Annotated in this window: 17 protein-coding genes; 13 read left to right on the top strand and 4 right to left on the bottom strand. The window is 28.8% G+C overall.

The annotated features are described in order from the left end of the window. Positions 1–9: 9 nt before the first annotated feature. The 3 genes from CLJU_RS14625 (at position 10) to CLJU_RS14615 (ending at position 2162) form a co-directional block, all read left to right on the top strand. Entirely contained in the window at positions 10–588 is a 579-nt protein-coding gene (locus CLJU_RS14625) for a GDSL-type esterase/lipase family protein (protein ID WP_013239603.1), read from the top strand. 92 nt (positions 589–680) lie between these two features. Beyond that, entirely contained in the window at positions 681–1757 is a 1077-nt protein-coding gene (locus tag CLJU_RS14620; RefSeq protein WP_013239602.1) for a M24 family metallopeptidase, read from the top strand. A gap of 207 nt (positions 1758–1964) precedes the next feature. After that, positions 1965–2162, top strand: coding sequence for a hypothetical protein (locus tag CLJU_RS14615; RefSeq protein WP_023162028.1), 198 nt, complete (start codon positions 1965–1967; stop codon positions 2160–2162). A 47-nt stretch (positions 2163–2209) separates the two neighbouring features. Here the strand turns inward: CLJU_RS14615 and CLJU_RS14610 are convergent, their stop codons facing one another. The 4 genes from CLJU_RS14610 to CLJU_RS14595 are packed head-to-tail and all read right to left on the bottom strand — an operon-like array spanning position 2210 to position 6254. Continuing rightward, the gene (locus CLJU_RS14610; RefSeq protein WP_013239601.1) at positions 2210–3358 is read right to left on the bottom strand and encodes a 4Fe-4S binding protein; all 1149 of its coding nucleotides are present in this window, start codon (positions 3356–3358) and stop codon (positions 2210–2212) included. Continuing rightward, a complete protein-coding gene (locus CLJU_RS14605; protein ID WP_013239600.1) occupies positions 3345–3770 on the bottom strand; it encodes an SHOCT domain-containing protein in 426 nt (141 codons plus the stop codon). The genes CLJU_RS14610 and CLJU_RS14605 overlap by 14 nt, the downstream gene beginning before the upstream one ends. Next, positions 3767–5569, bottom strand: a complete 1803-nt coding sequence (locus CLJU_RS14600; RefSeq protein WP_013239599.1) for an ATP-binding protein — start codon at positions 5567–5569, stop codon at positions 3767–3769. The genes CLJU_RS14605 and CLJU_RS14600 overlap by 4 nt, the downstream gene beginning before the upstream one ends. Next, a complete protein-coding gene (locus CLJU_RS14595) occupies positions 5562–6254 on the bottom strand; it encodes a response regulator transcription factor (protein WP_013239598.1) in 693 nt (230 codons plus the stop codon). The genes CLJU_RS14600 and CLJU_RS14595 overlap by 8 nt, the downstream gene beginning before the upstream one ends. A 220-nt stretch (positions 6255–6474) precedes the next feature. On the opposite strand from CLJU_RS14595, the gene CLJU_RS14590 reads away from it, so the two are divergent. From CLJU_RS14590 to CLJU_RS14550, 10 genes are all read left to right on the top strand, one after another. Beyond that, positions 6475–6915 (top strand): hypothetical protein, encoded by a 441-nt coding sequence (locus tag CLJU_RS14590; RefSeq protein WP_013239597.1) that lies wholly within the window; start codon positions 6475–6477, stop codon positions 6913–6915. Positions 6916–7071: 156 nt separating this feature from the next. Next, positions 7072–7728, top strand: coding sequence for a 4Fe-4S binding protein (locus tag CLJU_RS14585; protein WP_013239596.1), 657 nt, complete (start codon positions 7072–7074; stop codon positions 7726–7728). 127 nt (positions 7729–7855) lie between these two features. Further along, the gene (locus CLJU_RS14580) at positions 7856–8542 is read left to right on the top strand and encodes a Crp/Fnr family transcriptional regulator (protein ID WP_013239595.1); all 687 of its coding nucleotides are present in this window, start codon (positions 7856–7858) and stop codon (positions 8540–8542) included. 179 nt (positions 8543–8721) lie between these two features. After that, positions 8722–9015, top strand: a complete 294-nt coding sequence (locus tag CLJU_RS14575; RefSeq protein ID WP_013239594.1) for an ArsR/SmtB family transcription factor — start codon at positions 8722–8724, stop codon at positions 9013–9015. A gap of 28 nt (positions 9016–9043) precedes the next feature. Continuing rightward, positions 9044–9283, top strand: a complete 240-nt coding sequence (locus CLJU_RS14570) for a thioredoxin family protein (protein ID WP_013239593.1) — start codon at positions 9044–9046, stop codon at positions 9281–9283. A gap of 240 nt (positions 9284–9523) precedes the next feature. Beyond that, positions 9524–10492 carry a permease gene (locus CLJU_RS14565; RefSeq protein ID WP_013239592.1) on the top strand — a complete coding sequence of 323 codons (969 nt, stop codon included), beginning with the start codon at positions 9524–9526 and terminating at the stop codon, positions 10490–10492. A gap of 380 nt (positions 10493–10872) precedes the next feature. Further along, positions 10873–11160, top strand: a complete 288-nt coding sequence (locus tag CLJU_RS14560) for an ArsR/SmtB family transcription factor (RefSeq protein ID WP_013239591.1) — start codon at positions 10873–10875, stop codon at positions 11158–11160. Positions 11161–11260: 100 nt separating this feature from the next. After that, positions 11261–11623 (top strand): C-GCAxxG-C-C family (seleno)protein, encoded by a 363-nt coding sequence (locus tag CLJU_RS14555; RefSeq protein WP_013239590.1) that lies wholly within the window; start codon positions 11261–11263, stop codon positions 11621–11623. Positions 11624–11748: 125 nt separating this feature from the next. Then, complete coding sequence (locus CLJU_RS23290; protein WP_338032499.1) at positions 11749–12048, top strand: HesB/IscA family protein; 300 nt, start codon at positions 11749–11751, stop codon at positions 12046–12048. Positions 12049–12084: 36 nt separating this feature from the next. Beyond that, the gene (locus CLJU_RS14550) at positions 12085–12645 is read left to right on the top strand and encodes a class I SAM-dependent methyltransferase (RefSeq protein ID WP_013239588.1); all 561 of its coding nucleotides are present in this window, start codon (positions 12085–12087) and stop codon (positions 12643–12645) included. The last annotated feature ends 39 nt before the right edge of the window (positions 12646–12684 follow it).

Raw genomic sequence — 12684 nt, 5'->3', positions numbered from 1 at the left:
GAAAATAAAATGAGTATTGTATGTATTGGAGACAGCATAACTTTTGGTTTTAGAGTTCGTAAAACAGAGAGTTGGGTTAGTGTGTTATCTAAGGAAATAAAAGAAAACATTATTAATAAAGGTATACCAGGTAATACAACAGGCGAAATGAAAGAAAGATTTGAAAAAGATGTTGTTGAGTTTAAACCATCGAAAGTTCTAATTATGGGGGGAACAAATGATGTATTTTTAAAGACAAGTATTAATGATATTTTAAAAAACATAGATATGATGGTTGAGATATGTGAAAAAAATAAATTTGTTCCTATAATTTTAACACCACTGCCGGTTAAAGATGATATTGTAGAAAAGACATGGTTTAAAGATAGGGATTATAAAGAGGTTAATGACTATTTAGGCAAATTGCGGGAACTGTTAGTTGAATATGGCAAAAAGAAAAATATTGAAGTTATAGATGTAGGAACTATTTTAGCTGAAAATGGGAAAATGAAAGAACATTTCTTAGATGATGGAATACATGTGTCAAAAGAGATTCATAATGAAATAGCTAAAATAATAGTTAATTCAAATATAGTACAGTATAGTTAAATAGATGTATTTTTGTTGTTTTTAGAATAAAAGAAATCTATAATTATATAGGACATATAATTATAATTAAAAATATAGGGGATGAAATTGACATGAAAGTAAATAGACTAAACAAAGTATTGGGAAAAATGAAATCTCAAAATGTACCGCAGCTTATTGTATCAGATCCAGCATCCATATTTTATTTAACTGGAAAGTGGATACATCCAGGGGAAAGATTACTTGTACTTTATTTAAATATAAATGGGGATAAGAAGCTGTTTATAAATGAGTTATTTACTTTAGAAGAAGATATAGGGGTAGAGAAAATTTGGTATAAGGATACAGATGATGCTGTGGAAATAATCTCAAAATATACGGACAAAAATTCACCTATAGGTATAGACAAGAATTGGCCGGCCAGATTTCTTTTGAGATTAATGGAATTGAAAGCTAGCAGCAATTTTGTAAATGGTTCTGAAATAATTGATAGAATAAGAATGTGTAAAGATAATGATGAAAGAAGTTTAATGAGAGAAGCATCCAGGCTTAATGATGAGGCTATAGACAAGTTAATAAAACTGATTCCTGAAGGTTATACGGAAAAGAAGATGGGAAAAGCTTTAGAAAATATATATGAAAGTTTAGGAGCAGAAGGTTTTTCTTTTGATCCTATTGTGGCTTATGGAATAAATGCAGCTGACCCTCATCATGAGACAGATAATTCTATACTTAAAGAAGGAGAAGCTGTAACTATAGACATTGGATGTGTTAAAGATTCCTATTGTTCTGACATGACGAGAACTGTATTTTATAAATATGTTCCTGAAAATAGTAAGAATGTATATAATATAGTTTTAGAAGCTAATAAAAGGGGAATTGAAGCAGTTAAACCTGGGGTAAGATTTTGCGATATAGATAAAGCTGCAAGAGATTATATAGATGGGAAAGGTTATGGTAAGTACTTTACACATAGAACGGGGCACTCTATAGGAATAGAATGTCATGATTTAGGTGATGTTTCTTCTGCAAATAGCGATAAGGTACAACCTGGTATGATATTTTCAATTGAACCGGGTATCTACATACCAGGTGAGATAGGAGTTAGAATAGAGGATTTAGTACTTGTTACGGAAGATGGCTGTGAAGTTTTAAATAAATACAGCAAAGATATTATAGTGGTTGAGTAATAAACAGAGTTCTTGGCATCAGATGGAGTTTTGACTCCACCTGATGCTTAGAAATCGTTATCCAGGGACTTAGCGGCTCTTTACTCCCACTTGGAAAAGTGTGAGTATTAGAGCAGGTAGTCATCGGATAAAAAAAGATGTAGATTTCTAAATTTACATCTTTTTTTATTATCAATGAATCTTACTTAGAGGGAGCGTTACAGTAGGGTGACAGAAAAGGGAAGAGACTTTAAGCATGTGTTTAATTCGATTATTATATGGGCAAATAAATATTTAAAAAGTTGCAAAAGAACAGTATGTCATGAGAAGTGTGGAAAAGAAATAGAGATAAAATATTATTGCAAAAATTGTGATGAATATGTTGATGACCTGATAATTAAAGAATTAGAAACGAAAAATCAATAAACCGGGAGTTTTGACTCTCGGTTTATCTTTTCTCAGTATATGATAGCTTACTTCAGTGCTTCTCTAGCTTTTTCCACTTTAAAATCGGCAATAAAGTTTTTAATGTCTTTTAATTTTGTATCCTTTGGAATGGAATTAGGTATATTAAGTTTTTTATACAATTCGTTTAAATCAACTTTAAATGCTTCAGATACTTCTTGCAAAGTCATATAACCTTTTATTTCTTCAGGATTTATTTTAATTTCAGAAGTTTTAGTGCCAGAGGCAGTTGTAGTTTCAAGAGATATTTTAGGAGGCGTATCCTGGTATATTCCTGTAAGTTTAGTAATGCCTATTCCTCCAAAGAACAATAAAATTACAAAGCTTAAAATAAATACTGGTTTAACGGATTTATTTTTAATTTTAAATTCTAAGGCATTTTTTTCAGGACAAGATAGTATACAAGTTTGACAATTAATACATTCAGCAGATTTAATTTCTTTAAGCTCAGAAACTTTAATATTAACAGGACAATTTTTGCTGCATAGACCACAATTAATACAGGTATCATTATTTCTTACTATTTTTGCTGGACTTATTCTTGAAATTATGCCGTAAAATGCACCCATAGGACAAAGGTATTTACAAAAGAATCTGTCATATAATAAAGAGCCAATTATAGTGACTATTAGTATAATAAAAGCAATTAGGTATTCGCCAGTAAGGGAAGATATGCCTTCAGATATATGCCCATATGCTGCCCAGGGGTCATAGGGATTCATCCACAAACCAGCAGTTTTCCATGCGAAATATAGTGTTATTGCAAGGACAATGTACTTAAGGTATCTTAAAGGCTTGTCTATATTTGATGGTACAGTAAGTCTCGTTTTAAATATTTTTTTGCCTATAATCCCAAAGAACTCTTGAAGAGCACCAAAAGGACATATAAGCCCACAAAAGCTTTTCCTGAAGATCAGTGCGATTAATAATGTTATGATAAGGAGAATAAGTGTACCTGAAAATATTTTTTGTATAAATGTTCCGCCAAAGATCAAGCTGTAAAGTGATTCTAAGGCTCCATAGGGACACAGTGCATGTATAGATGGTGATTTGCTGCCTCCAAGCAGTTGATGGAGGTAAGCTTCAATTGTAATAAGTATCAAGAACACTGCAAGTAAAAAGTAGCGTAAGCTTTTTAATAATTTATTGCTTTTCATTCATTTGTCCTCCTGATATTTTTAATTTAAATTTATCATAGGAAAGTTTCCCCTTTGCAAGTTCTTCACATATAGAAGCATTATAATTATTACTTTCAATTTCATTTTTGATATTTAAAAATTCTTTTGTAGTTATTTCACATTTTGCATATCTTTCAATAAGTATAGGGGTATAAGAATTTGAATATTTAATATCTTCAATAATAGATTTCCTTTCTATAAATTCATCGGCAGTAAGGGCACCAGAAGCATATTCTTCTTTAAGTATATCTAGAAGCCTTATTATAAAGGAATTTAAAGAAGGCTTACTTTTTAATACTAAAAATATTAAGACTGAAATAATTAATAGAAGAAATATTAAAATATAAGAACCATAAAACCCTAGTCCCATATGATATCCATGTCTCATCATAATTTCACCTCATTTTTAGACTTTGCTGGAAAAGAAATAGTTATTCTTGTTCCTTTTGTAAGTTCACTTTCTATAGAAAAATGTCCATTTAAAACTTTTACTAATCTTTTTGCAATTGAAAGTCCAAGTCCAGTTCCACCAGCGTTTGAAGTTCTTGATTTGTCAGCTTTGAAAAATTTTTCACCTAAATACTGAATTTCATCTTCGGGTATACCAATTCCATTGTCTTCAATAGTTATACAAATATTTTCATTATCAGAACATGAGGATATCTTTAACTTACCTTTATTTTGTGAAAATTTAATTCCATTATCTAAAAATATTATGAGTAATTGCTTCAACTTGTCATAGTCACTAAATAATGGTGGTAAATTATTCTGTAAAGATAGCTGCAAATCTATGGATTTAGCATCTATTAGGGGCTTAATACTTCGTATGGTGTCATTAACTAGCATATTGATATCTAGTTCATTAAAATCAATCTCTAATTTACCGGATTCTAATTTGCTTAAATTAAGCAAATCTTTAACCATTCTTTCAAGCCTGTTAGTTTCATTTAGGAGTGTAATACAGGTATCTTGTATACATTCTGGTTGAGTTATTCCATCTACAATAGATTCTAAGTTGCCTTTTATGACTGTTAAAGGAGTTCTAAATTCATGTGAAACATTTGAAATAAAGTCTTTTCGCATTTGTTCAAGTTTTTCTTTTTCACTTACATCTTGAATAAGAATTACACCACCTATAACTTGATTTAAATTATTTTTTATAGGAGATATAGAGAAATTTAATACTTTATTTAGATATTCTTTTACTGTAGATTTTTTAGTATCATTTGATATAGTAAAATTAAACTCTTCAATTATATTTAAATTTAGTAATATTTCATTAACTTTTGTGTCTGATTCAATGTTCTTTAAAGACAGCAGTTCTAAGGTAGAGTGATTAATATTTATAATATGAAAATTTGTATCTAGAGATAAAATACCCTCGCTCATACTTGTTAGTACATTACTTAACTTAGTTTTTTCTTCAAAAAGTTTGCCTATGGTGTACTGAAGTTTTAGAGATAATAAATCAAATGAATTTGATAATTCTCCAATTTCATCTTTATGATATATATTTGTCTTTATTCCATAGTGACCTCTTGCCAGTTCAAGTGCAGATGAATTTATTTTTTTTAATGGTTTAGATATATTTTTGGAAAAATAATATCCCATAAATCCAGCAAGGCATATTTCGCCTATAAGAGTTAAAACTATATATATAAAAAATTTGTTCATAGAATTTGATAAATCATATAAAGAAGAATTAAGAATTACTGCACCTATTACAGTGCTGCTGCTATTTTTTATTGGAACTGCTGTAGTCATCATGTATTCTTTATAGTAAGGGTTGTATATCTCACCGTATGTTTCTGAACCAGTGAATACTTTTTTAGTAATAGAATTGTATGTTTTTTTTACATCTGCATCGTTAATGTAAGTGAGAGCAGTATCTTTATTATTTGACGCACTTATAATATTTTTATTGGAATCTAGTATCCAAAGTTTTGCGTTATCAATGGAGTCTATTAAATTTATAATATTTACAAAACTTTTTTCTTTAGTGCTTTGAGACATATAAGGCCTAATAGTATTTGAAATTTCTAAAGCATGTTTTTTCATATTATTTCTTTTGATTTCATAGATATTGTTTTTAAATACATTTAATGCAATAATTCCAATTAAAAGAGTTGAAACGATAACAATTGTTAAAAAGCCAAGGGTAAGCTTAAAAGTAATATTTTTTTTAAACATCTTTCACCTCAAATTTATATCCTATAGCCCAAATAGTTTTAATGTCCCAGTTATATTGCCCATTAAGGTGAAGTTTTGACCTTATCCTTTTTATATGGGTATCTACTGTCCTTGGGTCTCCAAAGTAATCCACACCCCATATGTTGTCCAGTAAATCATCCCTTGAAACTATTTTGTTAGGTGAACTTGAGAGCATCCATAAAACCTCAATTTCTTTTTTAGTAAGATTAATATTCTTACCTTTTAGTTTAACTGAGTAATTGTCAATGTCTAATTCAAGAGATTCATATTTAATTAGTGACATTTTATTACTTTCAGGAAAAGTAATTCTTCTTAAGACAGCCTTTATCCTTGCTACTACTTCTCCAGGGCTAAATGGCTTTACAATATAATCATCAGCGCCGGAATTTAACCCTAAAATTTTGTCGGCATCTTCACTTTTGGCTGTTATCATTATTATTGGAGTATTTGATTTTTCTCTTATTTTATTGCAAACCTCAATTCCATCCATTAAGGGCATCATAATGTCAAGTAAGATTAACTGTGGATTATAATGGTTAAATTTTAATAATGCTTCTTCTCCATCAAGGGCAAAAATTACGGTAAAGCCCTCTTTTTCTATATAAGGCTTTAAGATTTTAATAATTTCTATATTATCATCAGCAATTAAAATATTTTTATCCATCTTGTATCACCTCGTTATCTTGGTTAGATTATATCATCCGTAATAATTAGAAGTGTGAAATAATTGTGGACTATATTTGTTATGATTGTGATTTAATTGTAAACATATTCAAGTAAATTTTAATAAATATAACACAATTAGGACACTTTTTTATATTGAAATTTATTTATTATCATAGTATACCCAACAAATTGAAAGTAAAATTAAGGAGGAATGAAAAGTGAAAGGAAAGAATTTTTTAGCAGCATTGGCGGTGGTATTGGTAGTAGGAGCAAGCGCCACCGTTTATGCAGAAACAACAACTAATTATACAAATCATGGATTAGGATTTGGAAGAATAACTTCCATGAGAGGCTATGATTATGTATCTTCTGTATTAAAGGACAAACTTGGAATGACGGACAAGGAAATAACCGATGGCTTAAATTCAGGAAAGACCATGTATGATTTGGCAAAAGACAAGGGTATGACTATTGACGAATTCAAAGCAGCACTAATTAAAGAAAAGTCAAAATCTATTGATGAAGCAGTATCAAAGGGAACAATTACAAAAGAGCAGGGTGATTCTTTAAAAGAAAATATAAAGAATAATATAAACAGCTGTAATGGTAATACTGGTCATATGCAGGGAAATGGTATGAGAGGAAAAGGGCATAAGTAAATGAGAAATAGTATAATACATTGATTTTTGGTTGCAAATCTAATGTATTATACTATCTTTTTATTTTCAGGAAGTGTTAGTGTGACTAAGTCACTTAGATATTTAAATAATTAATTTATAATAAATTCATAAGAACTAAGCTGACGGAGGGGTTTTATGAAAGAAATTTTTAAATTGTGGAAAAAGTATTCATTTATATTATTAATTGCATTTGTATTATTAGGATTAATTGACCTGAGATTCTCAGTAGTAGCGGTCATCTGTATGGCAGCACCTATAATCGTTTCTATATTTAAAGGAAGATTTTGGTGTGGTAATTTATGTCCAAGAGGAAGTTTTTATGATAATATAGTTTCTAAATTTAGTAATAAAAGAAAAGTGCCTAAGCTTTTAAAATCTTATTATTTTAGGATTTTAGTTGTAGTATTTATGATGACTATGTTTACATTAGGAATTAAACGAAATTGGGGAAATTTTTATGGTATTGGAATGGTATTTTATAGGATTATTGTTGTAACGACAATAATTGGTATAGTATTATCTTTGTTCTATAATCATAGAACCTGGTGTAATTTTTGTCCCATGGGAACTATAGCATCAATTATATCAAAATTTAGAACTAATAAAAAAGTACTACAAGTATCATCGAATTGTGTTTCTTGTAAAATATGCGAAAAAAAGTGTTCATTAGGAATAGTCCCTTATGAATACAAAGGTGATCTTCTGAGTCATCCTGATTGCATACAATGTGAAAAATGTGTAAGTGTATGTCCTAGAAAGGCAATAGGACATAATAAGATTGACTTAAAATAATTGTAATTGTATTAAAGAGGGGATGCTGTATAGTAATTCATCCTCTTTTTTTGATATATTATATGTGTTGCCAAATAAAATATATTTGTTAAAAATTTATATATGGCAAAATCGTGGAGGAAAATAAATGGTTAATCGTGATGAAAATTTAAGCAATAGGTTAAAAAGTATAAAATCTTTATATAAAGCATATCCAGTATTAGAGAAAATCGATATAAATAATAATGGAATATTAAAAAGAAAAGCAATTTTTAAAATTATACATTTTAATGAGTATGCAAAATTAATAGAGGAAACATGTGAAGGAGTACCATTTGTCATAAAAGGTACAATAAAAATACAAAAAATTAATGAAGATGGAGATGAAACTAATCTTTATAACATAGAGCAAGGAGAATTTTGTCATGAAGCTTTGAGTTGTTTGTCAAACTTGAAATCTTTAAAAATAGTAGGTAAGGCGATTCAGAATTCTGAACTATGTATAATTCCATTTAACATAGTCGAAAAGTACCTTATAGAGAATAATGAGTTTTTATCATATATGTATAAAGACTTATATAATAAATTTAATATTGTTATAGAGAACAAGGAAAGAATAATTCATGAATCTTTAGAATCAAGGCTTATCAGGTTACTTATTAATAAAGATAGTAATATAATTTATACAACACACAGTCAATTAGCATTTGAGGTTGATTCGGTTAGAGAAGTTGTTAGCAGAAAACTAAAAGGTCTTGAAAAAAGAGGATATATAAGATTAGAAAGAGGAAAAATAGTAATACTTAAGGATTTGAATGAAATATTAAAAGACTAGACGTATTCTATGCCAGGCTAAATGTTTCAGTAAAAGCAAAGAAATGAAAGAAAAATGGTTGGTAAGTGATAATATACTGCTTTTAAATTACTTAATATATATTGACATGATACATATTAATATATATTATAAGCATATAAGCATTTAATTATAAGGTTATTATCTTGCGGAGGAAAATCATGAATCAACAAGAAGTGAGTGTTAGAATTTTTAAAGCATTGGGGCATCCTATAAGATATAAAATAGTTAAGTTTTTATATGATGGACCCAAATGTGTATGTAAATTAAATGAACATATAGAATTTAGTCAAGCTAATTTATCCCAGCATTTAAAAATACTTAAGGAAGCCGGTATATTATCATCTGAAAAAGTTGGCATGAATATTCATTACAAGATAAGTAGTGAAGAAATAAAAAGTATTATTGATAGTGTTGATAAATTTGCTGTGAGTTATTTGCACGATTTAAAATAAAATATAAATAAATTCAGGAGGTTTAATTATGGAAATAAAAATTTTAGGAACAGGGTGCTCAAATTGTAAGAAACTTGAAGCGAATGCCAGGGAGGCTGCTAAAGAGTTCAATGGAGATGTTAAAATTACAAAGGTAGAGGATATTAAGGATATTATGAAATATGGAGTTATGAGAACACCTGCTATAGTTATCAATGAAAAGGTTAAAATGGTTGGAAAGGTTTCAGGTGTTGACGAAATTAAAAAATATATTAATGATGAAAAATAAAAATAAACTATGTTAAAACGGGACTTGACCCTATTTTAATAGGATTAAAGTCCAATATTTTAAAAGAGAATATAAGTATTTAATTATAAAGTTATCTGATGGCTACCTACTGTAACACTCCCACTTTTATCAAAGTGGGAGCTAACAGTAGCTACGCCCCTAGATAATTCATCTAAACTTAGTGGGAGAAACAAACTCCCACTAAGTAAGATTCATTGATAATTTGAAGGGAGAGATACCATGTTTACACCATTACAAATTTTTGCTGATTGGCTTATTTATAATGTATTTGGAATTGTTAAAGAAAGTAGAATTGGCAGTGCTTTAAATTTCTTTGTATTTGATACAATAAAGATATTTATTTTACTATTAATTATAATTTATGTAATAACTTTTATAAGAAGCTTCTTTCCGCCGGAAAAAACGAAAAAGATACTTGCAAAGAGTAAAGGAAGTACATTTATTGGGCATGTTCTTGCAGCATTGCTTGGAATTGTAACACCATTTTGTTCATGTTCTGCAGTGCCGCTTTTTATTGGCTTTGTTGAAGCAGGAGTACCTCTTGGAGTTACATTTTCCTTTCTAATAGCTGCGCCAATGGTAAATGAAGTTGCATTAGGACTTCTTTATGGTCTGTTTGGAATAAAAATAGCTGTGATTTATGTAGTTTCTGGTGAAATAATTGCGATAATAAGTGGTATTATAATTGGAAAATTAAAAATGGAAAAGTATGTGGAAGGATATGTTTATAAAATGCAAATGAATTCTGATTTGGAATTGCCGGATCCAACTACAAAGGAAAGATTAATTGATTCCTGGAATTTTACAAGAGATTTGATAAAGAAAATATGGCTGTACGTAATAATCGGTATTGCTATAGGTGGCTTTATACATGGATGGATTCCAGCAGGAGCATTAGCAAAATATGCAGGAAAGAGTAATCCATTTGCAGTATTTGTAGCAGTTGTAATTGGAGTTCCATTGTATTCAAATGCTGCTGGAGTAATTCCATTAGTTAGTGAACTTACAAGAGCTGGAGTTGCAATGGGAACATCGCTAGCATTTATGATGGCAGTTACAGCACTTAGTTTGCCAGAGGCAATTCTTTTAAGAAGGGTTTTAAAGCCTAAATTATTAGCAGTATTCTTTGGGGTAGTAGCACTCGGAATAGTATTTACTGGTTATTTGTTTAATTTTGTAATAAGATAAATTAAAAAAGCAACGAAATAGATCTGCACTATGCACATATTGACAAAATTTAAGTAAAACAATAATATAGGTATTATAATTATATAGTAATGTTCTTATATAGTTATAATACTTTCACAGTTTATAAACTTTGCAAAGCAAAGCTTTTGAAAATAACAAAGTTCAAATAACAAAGAACAGATAAAGATGATTTCCATCGTACCTCAGGAAATCTATAATTTTAATATTTCCTGACGTTAGGAAGAAAATTATCCTTATTTGATATTTGAACTTTGAACCTTGTTCTTTAAAAAATTGCTTCGCAATGTTTTTATATTAAGTCAAAATTTTATATGTGCCAAATTTAATATAGTTATACACAAAAATATGGGAGGGTATAAATGCAAGAAATAGAAAAGGCTAAAATAATATCAAAACTACTAAGAGTATTGTCTAATGAAAATAGATTGGTAATAGTGTGCTATTTAATAGAAAAACCTATGACAGTAAGCGAACTTCATGAAAAAATGAGCTATTTAACTCAACCAGCTTTGTCCCAACATTTATCAATACTTAAAGCTAACAGAATATTGGATTCAAATAAAAGTGGATTGACAATAACTTATTTTATTAAAGACGAAAGGATAGTTAATATAATTCAAGTATTGAAGGAAAACTATTGTAAATAAAATTTGTGATAAATGTAATTTGCATATTGACAAAAATAAAATGGCATCTTAATATAAGTATATAAGAAAGTTATTATATATTTATTAGGAGGGTAACATTATGACAAAGGCATCAGAATATCATAAGCAAGGATATACCTGTGGAGAAGCTATAATTAAGGTGTATAATGAAAAAAATGGTACTAGCATTCCAATAAGCCTTGGCAGTGGCATGGGTGCAGGGTTTACTGTTGGAAGCACATGTGGAGCTGTTGGAGCTGCAGCTGTAATTATAGGTTTTATAAGGGGAAGAGAGAACGGTACAGAGAAAAATGAAGCAAGAGGACTTACAAGAGAATTAATGCAAGATGTAAAACAAAAATATGGCACAGAAACATGTAAAGATTTAAAGAGGAATGGTATAGGGTGTGCAGAAATTATAGAACATACTTTTGAAGGTTTAAATCATATTTTAAATAAATAATAGGAAAAATTTTTTTAACTATTATATTGCTATATTTAAATATAGCAATATAAATTTAACTTAAAAAATAATTTGTTATATAAATATAAGTTAAGATAAAAATATTAAAGAAAGGTGAATTTACTATGGTTAAGGTTACTAAGCGGGCGGTTGAAAAGTTTAATAAAATTAAGCAAAAAGATGAAAATATGTTAAATGCAATGTTAAGAATTAGTTTTGGAGGTTATGGCTGAGGTGGCCCCAAATTACAATTAGCTCTGGATGAGTTAAAAAATAATGACGATATACTTGTTAAAGTAGAAGGGATGAGTATTGTTTATAATTTGGATCTTGAAACATATGTAAATGGATCAGTTATTGATTATTCAAATAATTGGTTTAGCCCAGGATTCACTATAAGTAGTCCAAATTCTTCTTCATGTTAAAAATATAAATAACTGTGGAATGAAGGGAGTGGTTAAATGCATAAATTTGATATTAAAAAGTTAGAGAAATTGGATAATCTAAAAAGAAGAGAGAGTATGCCTCCTGAAGAAACTTTAAAAAAGTTTAAAATAGGGGATAAAGGTACATTGATTGATATAGGTTGCGGCATAGGTTATTTTACTATACCAGCATCAAAAATTATTACTAATGGAAATGTAATTGGTGTAGATATAATGACAGAAATTCTTGATATTGCGCGAGAAAAAGCAGGAGATATATCTAATATAGAATTTAAAAAAAGTGAAGAATATTCTTTTCCAGTAGAAGATAGTTCTATTGATTATGTTTTTGTATGTAATGTTGTTCATGAAATAGAGGATAAGGTAAGATTTTTCACTGAAGCAAAAAGAGTACTAAAAGATAAAGGATATGTTTATATAATTGATTGGGATAAAAGAGATATGAAAGATGGACCACCTGCAAATGAAAGAATATCAAAAGAAGAAGTAAGAAATTTAGTTGAAACTTTAGATTTTACATTTTTAGAGGAAGTAAATATTAATACTGAACATTATGGATTAAAATTTAAAATATAATGAAAAAGATATGTTTTAGTAAAAATTATTGACAATTAT

Origin of the sequence: Clostridium ljungdahlii DSM 13528, from assembly GCF_000143685.1 — a bacterium.
Classification (GTDB): domain Bacteria; phylum Bacillota; class Clostridia; order Clostridiales; family Clostridiaceae; genus Clostridium_B; species Clostridium_B ljungdahlii.
The sequence above is the reverse complement of the archived record's forward strand: the minus strand, read 5'-3'. Positions and strand labels throughout refer to the sequence as shown.

Bases quoted from the DNA above. Each gene is read 5' to 3' on its own strand.
- CLJU_RS14570 (WP_013239593.1), top strand. From the start codon at position 9,044: ATGGAAATAAAAATTTTAGGAACAGGGTGCTCAAATTGTAAGAAACTT.
- CLJU_RS14555 (WP_013239590.1), top strand. From the start codon at position 11,261: ATGACAAAGGCATCAGAATATCATAAGCAAGGATATACCTGTGGAGAA.
- CLJU_RS14595 (WP_013239598.1), bottom strand. From the start codon at position 6,254: ATGGATAAAAATATTTTAATTGCTGATGATAATATAGAAATTATTAAA.
- CLJU_RS14565 (WP_013239592.1), top strand. From the start codon at position 9,524: ATGTTTACACCATTACAAATTTTTGCTGATTGGCTTATTTATAATGTA.
- CLJU_RS14580 (WP_013239595.1), top strand. From the start codon at position 7,856: ATGGTTAATCGTGATGAAAATTTAAGCAATAGGTTAAAAAGTATAAAA.
- CLJU_RS14560 (WP_013239591.1), top strand. From the start codon at position 10,873: ATGCAAGAAATAGAAAAGGCTAAAATAATATCAAAACTACTAAGAGTA.
- CLJU_RS14605 (WP_013239600.1), bottom strand. From the start codon at position 3,770: ATGATGAGACATGGATATCATATGGGACTAGGGTTTTATGGTTCTTAT.
- CLJU_RS14575 (WP_013239594.1), top strand. From the start codon at position 8,722: ATGAATCAACAAGAAGTGAGTGTTAGAATTTTTAAAGCATTGGGGCAT.
- CLJU_RS14585 (WP_013239596.1), top strand. From the start codon at position 7,072: ATGAAAGAAATTTTTAAATTGTGGAAAAAGTATTCATTTATATTATTA.
- CLJU_RS14550 (WP_013239588.1), top strand. From the start codon at position 12,085: ATGCATAAATTTGATATTAAAAAGTTAGAGAAATTGGATAATCTAAAA.
- CLJU_RS14620 (WP_013239602.1), top strand. From the start codon at position 681: ATGAAAGTAAATAGACTAAACAAAGTATTGGGAAAAATGAAATCTCAA.
- CLJU_RS14610 (WP_013239601.1), bottom strand. From the start codon at position 3,358: ATGAAAAGCAATAAATTATTAAAAAGCTTACGCTACTTTTTACTTGCA.
- CLJU_RS14600 (WP_013239599.1), bottom strand. From the start codon at position 5,569: ATGTTTAAAAAAAATATTACTTTTAAGCTTACCCTTGGCTTTTTAACA.
- CLJU_RS14625 (WP_013239603.1), top strand. From the start codon at position 10: ATGAGTATTGTATGTATTGGAGACAGCATAACTTTTGGTTTTAGAGTT.